Origin of the sequence: Clostridium sp. UBA7791, assembly GCF_002480755.1 — a bacterium.
Lineage (GTDB): Bacteria > Bacillota > Clostridia > Clostridiales > Clostridiaceae > Clostridium_J > Clostridium_J sulfidigenes.
Genome location: NZ_DLCT01000013.1, coordinates 193,194 through 212,135 on the forward strand (window position 1 = coordinate 193,194; position 18,942 = coordinate 212,135).

Annotated in this window: 18 protein-coding genes and 1 tRNA gene; 10 read left to right on the forward strand and 9 right to left on the reverse strand. The window is 31.3% G+C overall.

The annotated features are described in order from the left end of the window. The first annotated feature begins 6 nt into the window (after positions 1-6). From B3Z56_RS16325 to B3Z56_RS16370, 10 genes are all read left to right on the forward strand, one after another. Positions 7-942, forward strand: a complete 936-nt coding sequence (locus B3Z56_RS16325; RefSeq protein ID WP_346846545.1) for an RnfABCDGE type electron transport complex subunit D — start codon at positions 7-9, stop codon at positions 940-942. Further along, positions 942-1,487 (forward strand): RnfABCDGE type electron transport complex subunit G, encoded by a 546-nt coding sequence (locus tag B3Z56_RS16330; protein WP_346846544.1) that lies wholly within the window; start codon positions 942-944, stop codon positions 1,485-1,487. Before B3Z56_RS16325 ends, B3Z56_RS16330 begins: the two co-directional genes overlap by 1 nt. A 1-nt stretch (position 1,488) precedes the next feature. Further along, positions 1,489-2,106 carry an electron transport complex subunit RsxE gene (gene rsxE / locus B3Z56_RS16335; protein WP_035133661.1) on the forward strand — a complete coding sequence of 206 codons (618 nt, stop codon included), beginning with the start codon at positions 1,489-1,491 and terminating at the stop codon, positions 2,104-2,106. Between the two features lie 15 nt (positions 2,107-2,121). Next, positions 2,122-2,700, forward strand: coding sequence for an electron transport complex protein RnfA (locus tag B3Z56_RS16340; protein WP_035133663.1), 579 nt, complete (start codon positions 2,122-2,124; stop codon positions 2,698-2,700). Between the two features lie 14 nt (positions 2,701-2,714). Then, complete coding sequence (locus tag B3Z56_RS16345) at positions 2,715-3,602, forward strand: RnfABCDGE type electron transport complex subunit B (RefSeq protein WP_346879203.1); 888 nt, start codon at positions 2,715-2,717, stop codon at positions 3,600-3,602. A gap of 68 nt (positions 3,603-3,670) precedes the next feature. Next, positions 3,671-4,087, forward strand: a complete 417-nt coding sequence (locus B3Z56_RS16350) for a SoxR reducing system RseC family protein (protein WP_346876961.1) — start codon at positions 3,671-3,673, stop codon at positions 4,085-4,087. Positions 4,088-4,202: 115 nt separating this feature from the next. Next, on the forward strand, positions 4,203-4,871 hold the full coding sequence (gene deoC / locus B3Z56_RS16355; protein WP_346879204.1) for a deoxyribose-phosphate aldolase: 669 nt from the start codon (positions 4,203-4,205) through the stop codon (positions 4,869-4,871). 235 nt (positions 4,872-5,106) lie between these two features. Beyond that, entirely contained in the window at positions 5,107-6,561 is a 1,455-nt protein-coding gene (locus tag B3Z56_RS16360) for a Na+/H+ antiporter NhaC family protein (RefSeq protein WP_346846540.1), read from the forward strand. 476 nt (positions 6,562-7,037) lie between these two features. Beyond that, positions 7,038-8,528: a Na+/H+ antiporter NhaC family protein gene (locus tag B3Z56_RS16365; RefSeq protein ID WP_346846539.1), complete on the forward strand. Its 1,491-nt coding sequence runs from the start codon at positions 7,038-7,040 to the stop codon at positions 8,526-8,528. A 325-nt stretch (positions 8,529-8,853) separates the two neighbouring features. Continuing rightward, entirely contained in the window at positions 8,854-10,344 is a 1,491-nt protein-coding gene (locus tag B3Z56_RS16370) for a Na+/H+ antiporter NhaC family protein (protein ID WP_346876962.1), read from the forward strand. A gap of 94 nt (positions 10,345-10,438) precedes the next feature. Here the strand turns inward: B3Z56_RS16370 and B3Z56_RS16375 are convergent, their stop codons facing one another. The 9 genes from B3Z56_RS16375 to polA form a co-directional block, all read right to left on the reverse strand. After that, on the reverse strand, positions 10,439-10,696 hold the full coding sequence (locus B3Z56_RS16375; protein ID WP_346846537.1) for a DUF1292 domain-containing protein: 258 nt from the start codon (positions 10,694-10,696) through the stop codon (positions 10,439-10,441). A gap of 148 nt (positions 10,697-10,844) precedes the next feature. After that, positions 10,845-11,042, reverse strand: a complete 198-nt coding sequence (locus B3Z56_RS16380; protein ID WP_346846536.1) for a hypothetical protein — start codon at positions 11,040-11,042, stop codon at positions 10,845-10,847. Between the two features lie 57 nt (positions 11,043-11,099). Next, positions 11,100-11,336 carry a DUF1292 domain-containing protein gene (locus tag B3Z56_RS16385; protein ID WP_346876963.1) on the reverse strand — a complete coding sequence of 79 codons (237 nt, stop codon included), beginning with the start codon at positions 11,334-11,336 and terminating at the stop codon, positions 11,100-11,102. 149 nt (positions 11,337-11,485) lie between these two features. After that, on the reverse strand, positions 11,486-12,838 hold the full coding sequence (locus B3Z56_RS16390) for a replication-associated recombination protein A (protein ID WP_346879205.1): 1,353 nt from the start codon (positions 12,836-12,838) through the stop codon (positions 11,486-11,488). A 199-nt stretch (positions 12,839-13,037) separates the two neighbouring features. Beyond that, positions 13,038-14,405 carry a sodium:alanine symporter family protein gene (locus B3Z56_RS16395; protein ID WP_346876965.1) on the reverse strand — a complete coding sequence of 456 codons (1,368 nt, stop codon included), beginning with the start codon at positions 14,403-14,405 and terminating at the stop codon, positions 13,038-13,040. 218 nt (positions 14,406-14,623) lie between these two features. Further along, positions 14,624-14,709: transfer RNA gene (locus B3Z56_RS16400), tRNA-Leu, on the reverse strand. 155 nt (positions 14,710-14,864) lie between these two features. Beyond that, entirely contained in the window at positions 14,865-15,443 is a 579-nt protein-coding gene (locus tag B3Z56_RS16405; protein WP_346846532.1) for a lytic transglycosylase domain-containing protein, read from the reverse strand. A 13-nt stretch (positions 15,444-15,456) separates the two neighbouring features. Then, positions 15,457-16,062 (reverse strand): dephospho-CoA kinase, encoded by a 606-nt coding sequence (coaE, locus tag B3Z56_RS16410; RefSeq protein ID WP_346846531.1) that lies wholly within the window; start codon positions 16,060-16,062, stop codon positions 15,457-15,459. After that, complete coding sequence (gene polA / locus B3Z56_RS16415; protein WP_346846899.1) at positions 16,049-18,682, reverse strand: DNA polymerase I; 2,634 nt, start codon at positions 18,680-18,682, stop codon at positions 16,049-16,051. The genes coaE and polA overlap by 14 nt, the downstream gene beginning before the upstream one ends. Between the last annotated feature and the right edge of the window lie 260 nt (positions 18,683-18,942).

Here is an 18,942-nt window from a genome sequence, read left to right on the forward strand (position 1 = left end):
AACATAATGTCTGGAAATTTATATAACGTATCAGTATCGCCACATATCAAATCTAAGGAAACAGTATCAACTGTAATGAGAGATGTACTAATCGCTTTAGTGCCAGCTACTGTAGCAGGTATTTATTTCTTTGGGAAAGAAGCAGCCTTAGTTATGATAACAGCTATTGTTTCTGCAATGCTAAGCGAATACTTATTTAATAAAATAACTAAAAGACCAAATTCATTAAAAGATTTAAGCGCAGTTATTACTGGATTACTACTTGCTTTTAACTTGCCTCCTACACTTCCTCTTTGGATGGTTGCTGTTGGTAGTGCATTTGCTATCATTGTTGTTAAATGTTTTTTTGGCGGTCTTGGTCAAAATATTATGAACCCAGCCCTTGCTGGAAGAGCATTCTTACTTGCTGCATACCCAAGTCAAATGACTGAATGGACTATAGATGGTGTAACTAAAGCTACTCCACTTGCTATACTTCGTAATGGTGGTGGATTACTTCCTGATACTCTAGATGCATTCCTTGGAACTAACTTAGCTGGATGTATCGGAGAAGTTTCTGCTTTTGCCCTACTTATTGGTGGAGCTTATCTATTATATAGAAAAGTTATAACATGGCACATTCCTGCTACGTATATTGGTACAGTTTTTGTAATCACTACAGTATTAGGTAGAGATGGATTTATGCAGGGAAATGGAATATATGAAATATTTATAGGTGGATTAATGCTTGGTGCTATATTCATGGCTACTGATTATACTACATCTCCTATGACTAGAAAAGGTCAAATCATATTTGGTGTTGGTTGTGGTTTATTAACATCATTAATTCGTTTATACGGTGGTTATGCAGAAGGTGTTTCTTACTCAATCTTAATAATGAACTTATTAGTTCCAATGATTGATAAATGGACGAATCCACGTGTGTTCGGAGGTGCAAAATAATGAAAGAAAATTTAAAATTAGGAGGAATTCTTCTTGCAATTACTGCAATTGCTGGTCTAATCCTTGCCTTTGCTTATGATATTACTAGAGCACCAATTGAAGCTAAAGCTAAAGAGGACCAAGCTGCTGCTATGAAAGTTGTCTTAGAAGCAGAAGAATTTTCAGAATTAACAGATGGTATTGCCGATGAAAACGTAACAGGTATATTTCAAGCTAAGACTAGTGGAACTGATGCTGGTTATGTATTTCAAGTTAACTCATCAGGCTATGGTGGAAAAATTGAATTAATGGTTGGTATCGATGCTGAAGGAGCTGTTTCTGGTATTACAATTTTAAGTCATACTGAAACTCCTGGACTTGGTTCTAAAGCAAAGGATGATCCTTCTTTCGCAGCACAATATAAAGGTCTTTCTTCTGAAAAGGAACTTACTGTCGGTTCCGATATTCAAGCAATTACTGGTGCAACAATTACTTCTAAAGCAGTAACTACTGGTGTAAACACTGCTATAAATTACTACAATACTAACTTGAAAGGAGCAAAGTAGAATGAAAGAATTAGTTAATAGATTAAAAACAGGTATTATTACCGAAAATCCAGTTTTCATACAAGTACTAGCTATGTGTCCTACTCTTGCTGTTACAAGTAGTGTAAAGAATGCGGCAGGTATGGCTCTTGCTGCAACAGTAGTATTAATAGGCTCAAATGCTGTTATCTCTTTGATTAGAAAACTCGTTCCTGATAAAATCAGAATACCAGCTTATATCGTAGTTATCGCTACCTTCGTTACTTTAATACAGTTCTTATTACAAGCTTATATTCCTGACTTATATAAATCTCTTGGAATATTCTTACCTCTTATAGTAGTTAACTGTGTTATCTTAGGTAGAGCTGAAGCATATGCATCAAAAAATAAAGTAATCCCTTCAATTTTTGATGCTATTGGAATGGGACTTGGGTTTGGACTTGCTATAGTTGTATTAGCAACCTTTAGAGAAGTTCTTGGTAATGGAACATTCTATGGAATGCAATTCCTACCAAAATCTTATGTTCCAGCTATGGTTATGACATCTGCTCCTGGAGCTTTCATAACTCTTGGTATACTTTTAGCATGCTTGAATCAATATAAGATTTCAAAAGCTAAAAAATCTGAAACTACAAAATAAGGAAGGTGAAATTTAATGAAAGAATTATTTACTATATTTATAGGAGCCCTATTAGTTAACAACGTAATATTAGGGCAGTTTCTAGGTATATGTTCCTTCCTTGGAGTTTCTCAAAAGACAGAAACTGCTAAAGGTATGGGTGCAGCTGTTACCTTTGTAATGTTACTAGCTACTCTTATTACCTTCGTGGTAAATAAGTTAATTTTAGTTCCATTTAAAATGGAATATCTATCAACATTAGCTTTTATCCTTGTTATTGCAGCATTAGTACAATTCGTTGAGATTGTTATTAAGAAAATCCAACCTGGTCTTTATAGATCTCTAGGTATCTTCTTACCTCTTATCACAACTAACTGTGCAGTACTTGGTGTTGCTGTTACAAACATAGATAAACAGTATGGATTAGCTCAATCATTATCTAATACTATTGGGGCAGCTCTTGGATATGTACTTGCTATAGTAATACTTGCAGGTTTAAGAGAGAGAATGGAAGATAATACTGATATGCCTGCTGCTTTTAGAGGGTTACCAATTTCTCTAATAACTGCTGGATTAATGGCTATTGCTTTCTATGGATTCAGTGGTTTAGTTTAAAGGAGGGAATTTAAATGGATTTATCAAATTTAGTATATCCAGTAGTCAGCCTAGGTGGCCTTGGCTTAATATTTGGAGCGCTATTAGGATATGCAAACAGTAAATTTAAAGTAGAAGTTGATGAAAGAATCCCTCTAGTAAGAGAATGTTTACCTGGTGCAAACTGTGGTGGATGTGGATTTGCTGGATGTGATGCTTATGCAGAAGCTGTAGTTATGGGTACAGCTACAACTAACAAATGTAGCCCTGGAGGTGCTGAGGCAGTTGAAAAGATATCTTCAATTCTTGGAGTTGAAGCATCAACAGCTGAACCAATGGTAGCTTTTGTAAGATGCAAAGGAACTTCTGATGTTGCAAGAGAAAAATATAATTATGTAGGAATTCTAGACTGTAACCAAGCTTCCGTAGCCCCTGGTGGTGGTTCTAAAGCTTGTGAATTTGGATGCTTAGGTCTTGGTTCTTGTGTAAAGGCTTGTGAATTCGGTGCACTATCCATAGTTAATGGTGTAGCTTCTATAGATGAAGAAAAATGTGTAGCTTGTGGTGCTTGTATATCAGCTTGTCCAAAAACATTAATTCATCTTGTACCTAAAAAATCTAAGGTTAGAATAGACTGTAATAACAAAAATAAAGGTAAAGAAGTTATGGATGTTTGTGATGTAGGATGTATCGGTTGTGGTATCTGTATGAAAAACTGCCCTAAAGATGCAATCGAGATAGTAAATAATATTCCAGTATTTGATTACACAAAATGTGTTAGTTGTGGAATATGTGCAAATAAATGTCCAAAGAACTCCATATTAAACCTTAGAAAACCTGTATTAAAAAAAGAAGCAGTACCATCTCCTGCTAAGCCAGCTAGTGAAGCTACTTCTTCTGAAAATAACAATGCTACAGTATAAATAAATTTAATTTTATGTTATAATATAGAAGGCTTTTTAGCCTTCTATATTTATTTGGAGGTGATTTCGTGCAAGAAGAAGGTATTATAAAGAAAATTAATGGAGATATAGCTACTGTTGCTTTTGTAAAAAAAGGTGGTTGTGGTGGTGGATGTTCCTCTTGTAAATCTGGATGTCCTAAAGATACTATATTGGTAGAATTAAAAAATACAGAACACGCTACTGTTGGTGAAAGAGTTTTAGTATCAATGGATAATAAGGTTTTTAGCAACATGACATTTTGGGCCTATGCCTTCCCTACCATTATTACAGTAATTACTCTTATAATATGTCTATACGTATTTAATAAGCTTAATTTAGCTAACTCTGAAGTATATTCAGTGCTACTGGCTTTAGTAGCCATGGTAATTTCTTATGTACTTAGTTCTAAACTAAATAAAAAACAAGATAAGTATTCTTTTAAGATGATTAAAAAGTTAAATTAAACTTTTTAAAATGTGATGAAAGTTATATTAATAAAGATATATTTTACTATATAAAGTTAATAATATTCACATATAGATCATACAAAATCAATTATAACCATTAGGAGGTATAAAGATGAACATAGCATCAATGATTGATCATACTATTTTAAAAGCTGAAACAACCAAGGATCAGGTTATAAAAATTTGCAAAGAAGCAAAGGAATATAAATTCAAGTCAGTATGTGTAAACTCTTGTTATACTGAGTTAGTAGCAAAGGAACTAAAGGACTCTGGAGTACTCGTGTGCACAGTGGTAGGTTTCCCTCTAGGAGCTATGGATACTAAATCTAAGGCTTTCGAAACAGCTAGAGCTATCGAACTTGGAGCAAATGAAATAGACATGGTTATCAACGTAGGAGCTTTAAAGGATAAGGATTACGATTTTGTGAGAAATGATATAAAAGAAATTGTTGATACCGCTAAAGGAAAGGCTATAGTTAAAGTTATTTTAGAAACTTGTCTATTAACTGAAGAAGAAAAAATCAAGGCTTGTGAATTATCACAAGAAGCAGGTGCAGACTTTGTAAAAACTTCAACTGGATTTAGTACAGGTGGAGCAACTCCTGAAGATATTGCTCTAATGAGAAAGGTTGTTGGACCTAATATGGGAGTAAAAGCCTCTGGTGGTGTCCGTACTACTGAAGATGCAATGAAGGTTATAAATGCTGGTGCAAATAGACTTGGTGCCAGTGCATCTATAGCAATCGTAAATAATTTATATAATTCAGATTCTGACTATTAGAATTTATTTTCATTTTACAAATTAGTTAAAATACATTTTATAAATAGGTAAACTTCTGTAAATTCTAGAAGTTTATCTATTTATTTTTCGACTTTTTTGTTAAGTTCTTGTTAAGAACATTAATTTTGTTAAAGCTTTGTCGTATATATTGAAATTAGTCACAAAATGTTTAAAATTAAGACATGATAGAAAATTTAATCAATTCTATCAAATATTTTTATAGGGGGATATAAAAATGAAATTTTTAACAGGACTATTCAAATTTTTACCAATTTTTGTATTGGCAGGTTTAATGATGATGAAGGTCAACGTACTTACGGCAGCTCCAATTGCAACAATAGTTGCTTGCTTTGTAGCCTACATCACAGAAAAAATTAAAATGAATGAACTAATTGATGCTGCTGTAAACAATGTAAAGGAGCTCATACTTGTATTCTTTATATTAATGTTTGCTTATGCAATGGCAAGTGCCTTTATGTCAACAGGAGTTGGTGCTTCTATCGTTAATGTAGCTCTATCTCTTGGGTTGAATGCAAGAACTGTTGCTGTAACCGGATTCATAGTTACTTGCGTACTATCAGTTGCTACCGGAACTTCTTGGGGAACTTTCGCAGCATGTGCACCTATCTTCTTATGGCTTAACCATATAGTTGGAGGAGATATCCTTCTTACTACAGCTGCTATAGCTGGTGGTGCTTGTTTTGGTGATAATATTGGTCTTATATCTGATACAACAGTTGTAAGCTCAGGTATTCAAGATGTAGAGGTTATAGACAGAGTTAGAACTCAAGGTGTTTGGTCTCTCTCTTGTATGATAATCACTGCAATTCTTATTTTTGTAGTAAGCCTAGCAATGAAATTACCTACTGATGTAGCTAATGCAAAGTTAGCTATTGATGCTATTCCACCAGAAGCTTGGTCTGCTATTGAGGCTGAAAAGCCAGCAGCTGTTGAACTTTTAAATCAAGTAAAGAGCGGAGTTCCTGTATACATGGTAATTCCTCTAATACTTGTTATAGTTGCTGCTGTTATGGGTATTCCTACTCTTCTTTGCCTATTCTTAGGAATTGGTTCTTCATACATCTTCGGTTCATTTGCCGGAACTGTCGAAAGCTTACCTGCTTTCTTATCTTTAGTTCAAGATGGATTTGGTGAGGCTGGTTCTTGGGTTATAGTAATGATGATGTGGGTTGGTGCCTTCGGTGGTGTAATGTCTAAAATGGATGCTTTTGCCCCATTATCGTCTCTTGTTTTAAAAATTTCTGGAAACGTAAGACAACTAATGTTCTGGAATGGTGTTTTATGTATAGGTGGTAATGCTGCTCTTTCTGATGAAATGGCTCAAATAGTAACTATTGGACCTATTATTAAAGAATTAGTTGATAAAAATGTTGAAGGAAATCAAGAGGATATGTACAAACTCTATCTTAGAAATGCAACCTTTGGTGATGCACTTGGAGTATTTGGATCTCAATTAATTCCTTGGCACGTATACATTGGTTTTTATGTAGGAATTGCTTCTTCAGTATATCCATTACACAAATTTGTAGCTACAGATATAATTAAATACAACTTTATGGCTTTTGTAGCTGTAGGATCAATCCTACTACTTACCCTTACTGGATGGGACAGATTTATTCCTAAATTTGGTCTACCAACAGAACCTGCTGTTAGATTAAAAAAGAAATAAAAATATAACACTGATAAGGAAGTAATTCTGTAATATAAGTAAATAATTCTTAAAACATGCTATTAATATCATAAGATGGTAATAGCATGTTTTTTCATACCATTTGTTATTTTTTTAACATGCGTATCGAAATATTCTATAATACTTCAAGTTATAAATACTAAAATGTAAATTTTATTTATAATATTATTTATATACTAAATTTTTTGAAATTAATTTTAGTAAACATTTACATGGAATATATGCAAATATTTTGATCTTCAATATTATTTCTACCTATTTCTACTTTTTGATTTATCGTTTTCATTAATTAACTCAATATTTTTAATTTTTTTATAAAAAGTTCTAAAATTTATGTATTTTTTCTGGAAAAACACTTGATATTTTTTTGAAAAGGTTTTAAACTAGTAATGTGAAAATAATGGTTAAAAAAATAACTATATTTTCATTTTAATTAATTTATAGGGGGATCATAAATGAAATTTTTAAAAGGATTTTTAAAGTTTGTACCAATATTCGTATTGGCAGGTCTAATGATGCTTAAGGTTAATGTACTTACGGCAGCACCTATAGCAACAATAGTTGCTTGCCTTGTAGCCTACATCACAGAAAAAATTAAACTGAATGAACTTATCGATGCTTCCATCGAAAATGTAAAGGAGCTTATTTTAGTATTCTTTATACTAATGTTTGCCTACGCAATGGCAAATGCATTTATGTCAACTGGAGTGGGTGCTTCTATAGTTAATATAGCACTATCTCTTGGAGTAAATGCAAGAAGTGTTGCTGTATGCGGTTTCTTAGTAACTGCTATACTTTCTGTTGCTACCGGTACCTCTTGGGGGACCTTTGCAGCATGTGCTCCTATCTTCTTGTGGCTAAACCACATATTGGGAGGAAGTATTCTTCTTACTACTGCTTCAATAGCTGGTGGTGCTTGCTTTGGAGACAATATTGGTCTTATTTCCGATACTACAGTTGTAAGTTCTGGTATTCAAAAGGTTGAGATACTTGAAAGAGTAAAATCTCAAGTTGTTTGGTCTGTCCTTTGTCTTGTTGTGTCTGCAATTATTATTTATGGTATGAGTGTAGCACTGAAACTGCCTACAGAAGCTGCTAATACTGCACTAGCAATTGAGTCTATTCCAGCAGAGGCATGGTCTGCTATTGAAGCTCAAAAGCCTGCAGCTGTTGAACTTTTAAATCAAGTTAAAAATGGAGTACCTGTCTATATGGTAATTCCGCTATTACTTGTTATAGGTGTCGCTGTTACGGGTATACCTACTCTACTTTGTTTGTTCCTAGGAATTATTTCTTCTTATATCCTTGGTTCCTTTGCAGGAACAGTAGAAAGCCTACCAGTTTTCTTAGAATTAGTTCAAAGTGGATTTAGCGAGGCTGGCTCTTGGGTTATAGTAATGATGATGTGGGTTGGTGCCTTTGGTGGTATCATGGCTAAAATGGATGCCTTTGCTCCACTATCAGCTCTTGTTTTAAAAATATCTAAAAATGTAAAACAGTTAATGTTCTGGAATGGTGTTTTAAGTATAGGTGGTAATGCTGCTCTTTCTGATGAAATGGCTCAAATAGTAACTATTGGACCTATTATTAAAGAATTAGTTGATAAAAATGTTGAAGGAAGCGAAGAAGATCTTTATAAACTTCGTCTTAGAAATGCTACCTTCTCAAGTTCATTAGGTGTTTTTGGATCTCAATTAATTCCTTGGCATGTATACATAGGATTCTATGTAGGAATACTTTCTTCAGTATATCCATTACATACATTTATAGCTACAGATATTATTAAATATAATGTCATGGCTTTTGTAACCGTAATTTCATTACTTCTTCTTACTATTACTGGATGGGATAGATTTATTCCTAAGTTTGGTTTACCAAGGGAACCTAAAGTTAAACTTAAGAACCAAACTTCTGAGGTCAATTCTGATAAAGAAATTTGTGCATAATAAATATAAAAAATCTCACAATAGTTAATAATTATTGTGAGGTTTTTTATATATGATAGTTATACAAATTAAAGTTCACTCCAAAAACTTCATATTTATTTACTAATAATAACCATAAAACCCTTTACACATAATAACAATTATTCTTTTATAATACATATATTAGCAAATACTCCTAACATTCTACATTAAATTATTTAATTTATGCGTTTTTTCTGAAAAATACTTGATATTTTTGAGAAAACGTTTTAAACTAATTTTATAGTAAGACTAGTTAAATAAATAACTAGTTTTTCTAGTAAATTTTTTATAGGGGGATATAAAAATGAAATTTTTAAAAGCAACCTTTAAGTTTGTACCAATATTTGTATTGGCCGGACTTATGATGATGAAGGTAGACGTGCTTACAGCTGCACCAATAGCAACTATATTTGCATGTATTGTAGCCTTTATCACAGAAAAAGTAAAATTCAGTGAACTTATCGATGCAGCAGTCGATAATGTAAAGGAACTTATTTTAGTATTTTTTATACTAATGTTTGCTTATGCAATGGCAAACGCTTTCATGTCAACAGGAGTTGGTGCTTCTATAGTTAATATGGCTCTATCTCTTGGATTAAATGCAAGAACTGTTGCTGTATGTGGATTCTTAGTAACTGCTATTCTTTCAGTTGCTACTGGAACTTCTTGGGGAACATTTGCTGCATGTGCTCCTATTTTCTTATGGCTTAACCATATAGTTGGAGGAAATATTCTTCTTACTACAGCTGCTATAGCTGGTGGTGCTTGTTTCGGTGACAATATTGGTCTTATTTCTGATACAACAGTTGTAAGTTCTGGTATCCAAAAAGTTGAGGTTATTGATAGAATTAGAACTCAAGGAGTTTGGTCAGTAACATGTCTTATTATAACTGCAATTATTATTTTTGTTGTTAGTTTAGCTATGAAACTACCTACAGACGTAGCTAATGCAAAATTAGCTATTGATGCTATTCCAGCAGAAGCATGGTCTGCTATCGAAGCTGAAAAACCTGCTGCTGTTGAACTTTTAAATCAAGTTAAACATGGAGTTCCTTTCTATATGGTAATTCCTCTTATACTTGTTATAGCTGCAGCTATCATGGGAACACCTACTCTACTATGTTTATTCTTAGGAATCGCTTCTTCATTCATTTTTGGTTCTTTTGCAGGAACTGTAGAAAGCTTATCTTCTTTCTTAGGTTTAGTTGAAAGCGGATTTGGCGAAGCTGGTTCTTGGGTTATAGTAATGATGATGTGGGTTGGTGCCTTTGGTGGAGTCATGGCTAAAATGGATGCTTTTGCTCCAATATCAGCTCTTGTTCTAAAGATATCTGGAAATGTAAGACAATTAATGTTCTGGAATGGTGTTTTATGTATAGGTGGTAACGCTGCCCTTGCTGACGAGATGGCTCAAATAGTAACTATTGGACCTATCATTAAAGAATTAGTTGATAAAAATGTTGAAGGAAGCCAAGAGGATATGTATAAATTATATCTTAGAAATGCAACCTTTGGTGATGCTCTTGGAGTGTTTGGTTCTCAATTGATTCCTTGGCACGTATATATAGGATTCTATGTAGGAATTGCTTCTTCAGTATATCCATTACACAAATTTGTAGCTATGGATATAATTAAATTTAACTTTATGGCATTCGTAGCTGTAGGTTCAATCCTAATACTTACTCTAACTGGATGGGATAGATTTATTCCTAAGTTCGGTTTACCAAGTGAACCAGCTGTTAGACTAAAAAAGGGAAATAACAATTTAAATGCTGATAAAAATGCAGCAATATAAATAAATTAAAAAGATAACCTTATAAATTAAGGTTATCTTTTTTCATTTAATTATAAATTATATATGTTTATAATCATAGATAATTTATCTCTTATTACTGTCTCATCTCTTCTTCAAATATTTTATCATATTCTGCAACAACTTTATCAAATTCAGCTTCATCTTCAACCATTTCATATGAAGCTGTTGCACCTTCTCCAATTACCTTATATACATAAGCTTCCTCTTCTTCTTCAAGTGGTGCTAAAATAACATAGTGCTCTCCATCTATAGTTAAATCTTCAACTATTTCTAGTTCTACCTTTTCCATTGTTTCTGAGTCAGTAAGTGTTATTATATTCATTTCTTCCATTTTCATGTCCTCCTAAATTCTTTCAAATAAATCTTATTTCATTATATAGCATATAAACCTATAAAACAATGCCATATTAAAAATATAAAACTTAATCGTATTACTATCTAATTTATACTATTTATTAGTAGACATGTATATATTATTTTTAAATATAAAATCTAGTATCTGGGTCTATGAGATTATCTTTTATTTCTACACCAAATAATCCATTTATTAAAGTAGCACTTTCAATATGGTGGGCATCCTGCACATCTCTATTTAAAATTTGTACTTGATCTATAGTACTCTTTTGTGATGGTTTAATTTGATTATTCTTTTTATTTTTCTTTTTCGATTTACTCATGTTATTTCACCTTCCTTTCTTATATAATACAAATTATTTAAGACAAAGGATGGTTAATCATTTTTTTGCATTATAGGCAGTCAAAACTTGATTGAACTCTTTACCTGCTCCTATAGAAGCATATTCAACCATACCATTTTCTCTACTTACAACCTTATATGCACAAGCTTCATCTGAATCCTTGGGACCTGCAATTACATATTCATTTTTACCTACATTAACCACATCAATAAATTCTAATTCTACTATTCTTCCATCTTCCCCTGAAACTTTTATACACTTATTATTGCTCATCTTATAACCTCCAACTATTTTTAAATCTTTAGTAAAAATATATAAATTTTAAGTTATACATTTTTAGCTCTTAACTCCACTTTATTTTAAAAATATATTACCTATTTATAAGATGTGCATAATACAAAAAATTATTTATGTTTTAGATTTTATTTTTTTAAGGTATCTAATCTATCCTTTATACGTTTTTCATACCCCATTGATGTTGGAGTATAATATTTTTTCTTAAGTAACTCCTTAGGCATATATTGCTGTTTAACATAATGATTTTCATAATCATGAGGATACTTATATCTTGATCCTTCATTTAAAATATTAGATCCGCTATAATTATTACCTCGCAGATGTAAAGGAACTCTACCTACCTCTTCCTTCTCTATGTCTTCAAGAGCTAAATTAATAGCATTATAAGATGCATTACTTTTAGGTGCTCCAGCTAAATATATAGTTGCCTGAGCTAGAGGTATTCTAGCTTCTGGCATTCCTATAAACTTCACTGCATTTAGAGCCGCATTAGCTATTAAAAGCGCATATGGATCTGCATTGCCTATATCTTCTGATGCTGATATTACAAGTCTTCTAGCTATGAATTCAGGATCTTCACCACCTGATAGCATTCGAGCAAGATAATGCACTGAAGCATCAGGATCACTTCCTCTAATACTCTTTATAAAGGCAGATATTATATCATAATGATAATCTCCACTTTTATCATAGGTAACTTGTTTTTTTTGCATACACTCTTCTACTACATCTAGAGTTATATGTATTATACCATCTTCTCTTTTATTAGTAGTTAAAACAGCCAATTCTAAAGCATTTAATGCTCTTCTTCCATCACCGACAGCATTATCACATATAAATTCTTCTGCTTCTTTATATAACTTTATATTAATACTTCCATAGCCCAACTTTCTGTCTTTAAGTGCTCTATTTAATAATGATACTATATTTTCTTTTGATAATAGCTCTAATTTAAAAATCATTGATCTAGATAAAAGTGCTTTATTAACTTCGAAAAAGGGGTTTTCTGTTGTAGCACCAACTAAGGTTACTATTCCCTTTTCTACATGAGGTAATAAACTATCTTGTTGGGTTTTATTAAACCTATGTATTTCGTCTATGAAAAGTATAGTTTTCTTTCCACTCATAGAAATTTCTCTCGTTGCTTCATCTATTACATTCTTTATATCTTTAATTCCAGAAGTTACTGCATTTAACTCAACATAGTTACACTTTGTAGTTTTAGCAATAATTTTTGCTAGACTTGTTTTTCCAACTCCAGGAGGTCCATAAAATATTAAAGATGTAATTCTATCACCTTTAATGCTTCTATATAATAGTTTATCCTTGGCTAATATATGGTCCTGCCCTACAAATTCATCTAAATTACTAGGTTTAAGTCTTTGTGCTAAAGGTTCATTACTATTTAAATCTATATTATTTTTTTTTTCTTTTGTTTCTTCTAAATCAAATAATGAGATATTATATTCTCTTTCCATTTACATCATCCTTCAATAAATACTTATCATATCATTTAAAACTAAAATTCATTCTATAATATATTAAATATAACATAAAGCCTTCCAGAATAAAATCTTTAACTCTGGAAGGCTATTATCTCTATTAAAAGTCATTAAGGTAATAATCTGCATATTTGATATAGTAATCTAGTATTATAATTATAATACTAATTATTAATTATAGTAAGTTTTTGCTTTTCTTTTCATTGTAATCATCTAAACACTTTTTAACCCCTGCAGATAACGCTAAAAGGGCAAGTAAGTTAGGGAATACCATTAATCCATTAAAAGTATCTGCAAGCTCCCAAACTAAATCAACTTTCATACCAGCACCTAAGAATATAAATATCATTACTAATATTCTATAAGGGGTTATTCCTTTATCACCAAATAAGAATTTTATATTAGCTTCCCCAAAGAAATACCATCCAATAATTGTAGAGAAGGCAAAGAAGAATAATGCTACTGATATAAATATTCCTCCAAATTCTCCACCCATCCCTGCAGCAAACGCCTTTTGAGTTAATATAATTCCAGTCTCTCCACTATCTAATGCTCCAGTAGTCAATATTACAAAAGCTGTTAAAGTTAATATAATGAAAGTATCTATAAATACTCCCATCATGGCAACTAATCCTTGCTCTGACGGATGATTAACCTTTGCTACTGCATGAGCATGTGGAGTTGACCCCATTCCTGCTTCATTTGAAAATAATCCCCTAGCAACACCATATCTAACTGCTTGTTTAACAGTTACTCCTACAACTCCACCAGCTATAGCTTGAGGATTAAATGCTCCAACTACAATCATTTTTAAAGCAGGTAATATATTTGCATAGTTCATTACTATTATAAATAAACTACCTATAATATATAATAGTGCCATTACTGGAACAATTTTTTCTGTAAAGGATGCTATACGAGAAACACCACCTATAAAAATAACACCAGCTAATACAGCGACTACCACACCTACTATTCTAGCATCAACACCAAAGGATTCTTTAAAAGCACTTCCTATGGAGTTTGCTTGTACCATATTTCCAATAAAACCAAGAGCAAGTATAATAGTTATTGCAAAAAACACAGATAGTACCTTTGCTATTTTTTTATTCTTTAATCCATTTTTAATGTAATAAGCTGGACCACCAGTAACTTGTCCATTTACTACAGTCTTGTATTGCTGAGCTAAAGTTGCTTCTGCGAATATAGTTCCCATTCCGAAGAATGCACTAACCCACATCCAAAAAATTGCTCCAGGTCCACCCATTGCAATAGCTGTAGCAGCTCCGGCTAAATTTCCTGTACCTACTTGCGCAGCGATTGAAGTAGCTAAAGCTTGAAATGAAGACATTCCATCTGCTCCTGCTTTTTTGCCAAATTTTATTTTACCAAAAACAAGTTTAACGCTTTCACCAAATTTTACAACTTGAACAAACTTTAATTTAAATGTAAAATAAATCCCTGTTCCACATAGTAAAAAAATCAATACATAGTTCCAAATAACTCCGTTGATACTCTTAACTATCTCTAGTAAATTATCCATAATATCCTCCCCATGATGTTACAGTTTACTACCTTATATTCATTGTAAGTTTATTTTGTGAATTTTTCAACAATTTCGAACAACCTTGTATATTTGAATATGTAATGATACTATTTGATATTTAAATAGATAAGATTTAAATTATCATATAATCTTATAAAATATTAAAAATAAATAAAAACAATGAAAAGCATTAGGCTCCTTCCCATTGTTTTTTTTGGTGCAGATGGCGGGATTTGAACCCGCACGAAAATTCTCTCACTACCCCCTCAAGATAGCGTGTCTGCCGTTCCACCACATCTGCATAATAATATAATTTTACTCAATTATTATACCATTATCTATTACTAGATTCAACAACTAAAATCAACTTAGTTTAAAGCAATTTATTAAATAAACCCAATTTAATTTATAATAAACTAAATTGGGTTTACTACTATAATTATTGCAATATATGTTTTACTCTGCCTTTTGACCTAAATTGTATAGATATTTATATATTCTATGATTAAATTTAACCTTTTGAACATAACTTTTAGTTTCCTTAAATGGAATCTTATGAAGGTTTTCTCCATCGCTAGAATATTTCTCATCCTCAAGCCACTTAGTAACATTTCCAGGACCACCATTGTAAGCCGCTAATACAAGAATATAGTCCCCGTTAAAATCCTCACTCAATTTTTTTAAATACCAAGTTCCCATTCTTATATTAATCTCAGGATCTGCTATTATTTCTTCATTAAAATTACTTATTTCTAGTTTTTCTGCAATCCACTTTCCCGTATCTGGCATTATCTGCATTAATCCTATTGCTCCCTTTGATGAACTTGCATCTACTACAAATTTACTTTCTGTATTAATTACCGCTGCTACTAAATTCGGATCTACATTGTACATCTCACTATATTCAATAATACTTTTTTCATACTCTAACGGAAAAAAGCTTTTTAATATAACTTTAAAATTAACAATAATAATTACAGCTATAACTATTATCAATATATTCTTCCTGGTCCTTTTATTAGATTTATAAGTCATTTTTCCCCCTAATCTATTTAAGCTTGCTTATTACTTTCATCACTTTAATCCTAGTTTCTTGCAGATTTCCACTATTATCTATGATAAAGTCTGCAAACTTACATTTTTCTTTTGTACTCATTTGATTATTTATTCTTATAGTTGCTTCTTCCATTGAAAAATTATCTCGTTTCATAACTCTCTCTAACTGTATTTCTTCACTGGCAATAACAACTATTATCTTATCCATATAAGTATGAAGTTTACTTTCTATTAATGTAGGTGCATCTACTATGCACATTTCTTCTCCTATATCACTATATTTATTTATTTCACTAAATATATCATGAAAAATATGAGGCATTATTATATTTTCATATTGAGCTTTTTTATTTTTATCAGAAAATATTAGATTTCCCATTTTACGCCTTAGAAACTCACCATTTTCATCAAAATATTCATCACCAAAAGCTCTTCTTATTTCTAATAAAATATTAGGATGATTCACAAGTACTTTTCTAGAAATTTTATCTGCATCAATAACAGGAATATTATTTTCCCTAAAAATCATACTTATGGTACTTTTTCCACATCCAATGCCCCCTGTTAAACCTACTCTTAATATATTATTTTGCTTCATACCAAGTGTCTCCTATAGAAATATCTACATCTAGGGGAACTTTAAGATCCAGTACATTCTCCATTTCCTTCTTAACTATATCCTTTACTAAGTCAAGTTCATCCTTATATACATTAAGTATAAGTTCATCATGAACTTGTAAAATTAATCTACTCCTAAGTTGTTTTAATTTAAGCTCATTAGCAACATTCACCATGGCAATCTTTATAATATCTGCTGCACTACCTTGAATAGGTGCATTCATAGCTAATCTTTTTCCTAAAGCTTTTACAATTTTATTAGAAGATTTTACTTCTGGAATATATCTTTTTCTATGAAGAAGTGTTGTTACATAAGAATTTTCTTCTGCTTCTTCAATTACTCTATCCATATACTTTTGTACATTCCCATATCTCTCAAGGTATGTATCAATATACTTTTTAGCCTCTCCTCGTGTTATCCCTAAATCTTGAGCCAAGCTGAAATCACCTATTCCGTAAACAATTCCAAAGTTAACAGCCTTTGCATTACTTCTCATTATCTTAGTTACATTTTCAATTGGCACATTGAATACTTCTGATGCTGTAGAAGTATGGATATCTAAACTATTTCTAAAAGCTTTTATCATATTTTCATCTTCAGAAATATGTGCAAGAACTCTAAGTTCAATTTGTGAATAATCCGCTGACAAAATTACTGAATCTTTATTGTGTGGTATGAAAACCTTTCTTATTGATCTTCCATTCTCATTTTTGATTGGTATATTCTGAAGATTAGGTTCTGTACTAGATAATCTGCCAGTAGTAGTTACAGTTTGAGTAAAGTTGGAATGTATCCTTCCATCTTCATCTATTACATTTTTAAGTCCCTCTATATAGGTAGAGTATAGTTTTGTAATTTGTCTAAAATATAAAATTTTATTTATTATCTCATGTTTATCCTTTAACGCATCCAATACTTCCGCATTGGTGGAGTAACCTGTTTTAGTTTTCTTTATTACTGGTAGGTCTAGTTTTTCAAATAATATTTTCCCAAGTTGCTTAGGAGAATTTATATTAAATTCTTCCCCTGCCAAATGGTATACTTCTTTTGTAAGAGTATCAATCTCTCCACTAAATTTAGTTCCTAGATTTTCCAATTCTTTTCTATTGATATTAAACCCTTCATATTCCATATATGATATAACCTTAGTAAGAGGTTGCTCTACTTTAAACATTAGTTCTTCCATATCTTCTTTTTTAATTTCCTCTTTTAAGATTGTATATATTTTCTCAAGAGCTACAATTTCATTAGCTTTAAGGGAGTCTTCATCTCCGTCAAATGTCTTTCCTAACCTTTCTTCGTAAAGTGTTTTTATGGAATACTCTGATTTTGATGAATCTAATAAGTAAGCTGCTATTTCCACATCAAAATTTACTAGGTCTAAATCAATACCAAGCTTTAAAAAAGCAGTATATCCATATTTAATACCATGGGTAATTTTTTCAAGGCTAGAATTATGAAAAATTATCTTCATTGCATTTATAAAGCCTTCTCTATCTTCTTCTAGCAATTTATCACAATAAAGTAGATACACCTGACCTTCTGACAATATGCCTATGGTCTTCACCATAATTTGGGTAAAATTACTTGTATCCTCCACATATAATTTTACAAAAGCCCTATTTTTTATATTAGGTATAACATCATTCAAATCTTTAATTTCATTAATAACTTTATAATCAACAACTTCTAATCTTTGATTTTCTGGAGTTTCAGAACTATCTTGTGAAAGATTTTCAAATTTATTAAGAAGAGATTTAAATTGTAATTTTAGACACATATCTCTAACTTCACTATTATTAAAGTTTCCTTTAGTTTTTAACTGTTCCATAGATATTTCTACAGGAACTTTAGTAATAATTGTAGCTAACTTCTTACTAAAAATTGCTTGTTCACTATACTCTTGAAGAGACTCTTTAAGTTTTTTACCACTGATATTAGATATATTCATCAAAACATCTTCTATGCTACCATATTCCTTAATTAACTTAAATGCAGTCTTTTCCCCTATCCCTGGAACTCCTGGAATATTATCTGATTTATCTCCCATTAGGCCCTTCACATCTATATATTGAGTAGGTGTCACCCCAAAATCTTCAATAAATCTTTCTTTATTATATATCTCTTTTTCTGTAATTCCTTTTTTATTTATAACTATATTAACGTTATCTGTGGCTAGTTGAAGAGCATCTTTATCTCCTGTTACCACATAAACTTCCATACCTTCATCTTCTGCTAAAACAGATATAGTACCTATTAAATCATCTGCTTCATATCCCTCTATCTCAAATACGCTTATTCCCATCTTGGATAATATTTCTCTTATTATAGGAAATTGCATAGAAAGCTCTGGAGGTGTTTTCTTCCTTCCTGCTTTATAATCTTCATATTCCTTATGTCTAAATGTATTAGAAGATTTATCAAAGGCAGCTACAATATAATCTGGATTTATATCTTCTTTAATTTTAAGAAGCATATTTAAAAACCCATATACTCCATTAGTATAAACGCCTTCTTTTGTTGTAAGTTCTGGTATAGCATAAAATGCTCTATATAGTAAGCTATTTCCATCTAAAACAGCTAAGCTTTCTCTATTAATTTTAATCACATCCATTCAAATTATTTAATCACTTTTATTGAATTCCTTCATTTTTTCTTATTATCCCCTATATTATTCTTTACTTTTTTGAGCCTAAAGTCAAGTAAATAAACAGGATTCTTTTGATAAATGATTATATCATTACTTCATGGTATTAACAATAAAACTTGTAATTTTTAAATATAAGTTTTCATTCATCTTCATTATAATTATAATATATATTTTATTTAATAAAATATAATTTAATAAACCTTCTAAGA

Coding starts and splice junctions, on each gene's coding strand:
- B3Z56_RS16370 (WP_346876962.1), top strand. CDS start 8,854: ATGAAATTTTTAAAAGCAACCTTTAAGTTTGTACCAATATTTGTATTG.
- coaE (WP_346846531.1), bottom strand. CDS start 16,062: ATGAAGCAAAATAATATATTAAGAGTAGGTTTAACAGGGGGCATTGGA.
- rsxE (WP_035133661.1), top strand. CDS start 1,489: ATGAAAGAATTAGTTAATAGATTAAAAACAGGTATTATTACCGAAAAT.
- B3Z56_RS16375 (WP_346846537.1), bottom strand. CDS start 10,696: ATGGAAGAAATGAATATAATAACACTTACTGACTCAGAAACAATGGAA.
- B3Z56_RS16395 (WP_346876965.1), bottom strand. CDS start 14,405: ATGGATAATTTACTAGAGATAGTTAAGAGTATCAACGGAGTTATTTGG.
- B3Z56_RS16380 (WP_346846536.1), bottom strand. CDS start 11,042: ATGAGTAAATCGAAAAAGAAAAATAAAAAGAATAATCAAATTAAACCA.
- deoC (WP_346879204.1), top strand. CDS start 4,203: ATGAACATAGCATCAATGATTGATCATACTATTTTAAAAGCTGAAACA.
- B3Z56_RS16330 (WP_346846544.1), top strand. CDS start 942: ATGAAAGAAAATTTAAAATTAGGAGGAATTCTTCTTGCAATTACTGCA.
- B3Z56_RS16345 (WP_346879203.1), top strand. CDS start 2,715: ATGGATTTATCAAATTTAGTATATCCAGTAGTCAGCCTAGGTGGCCTT.
- B3Z56_RS16385 (WP_346876963.1), bottom strand. CDS start 11,336: ATGAGCAATAATAAGTGTATAAAAGTTTCAGGGGAAGATGGAAGAATA.
- B3Z56_RS16405 (WP_346846532.1), bottom strand. CDS start 15,443: ATGACTTATAAATCTAATAAAAGGACCAGGAAGAATATATTGATAATA.
- B3Z56_RS16390 (WP_346879205.1), bottom strand. CDS start 12,838: ATGGAAAGAGAATATAATATCTCATTATTTGATTTAGAAGAAACAAAA.
- B3Z56_RS16325 (WP_346846545.1), top strand. CDS start 7: ATGTCTGGAAATTTATATAACGTATCAGTATCGCCACATATCAAATCT.
- B3Z56_RS16360 (WP_346846540.1), top strand. CDS start 5,107: ATGAAATTTTTAACAGGACTATTCAAATTTTTACCAATTTTTGTATTG.
- B3Z56_RS16340 (WP_035133663.1), top strand. CDS start 2,122: ATGAAAGAATTATTTACTATATTTATAGGAGCCCTATTAGTTAACAAC.
- B3Z56_RS16365 (WP_346846539.1), top strand. CDS start 7,038: ATGAAATTTTTAAAAGGATTTTTAAAGTTTGTACCAATATTCGTATTG.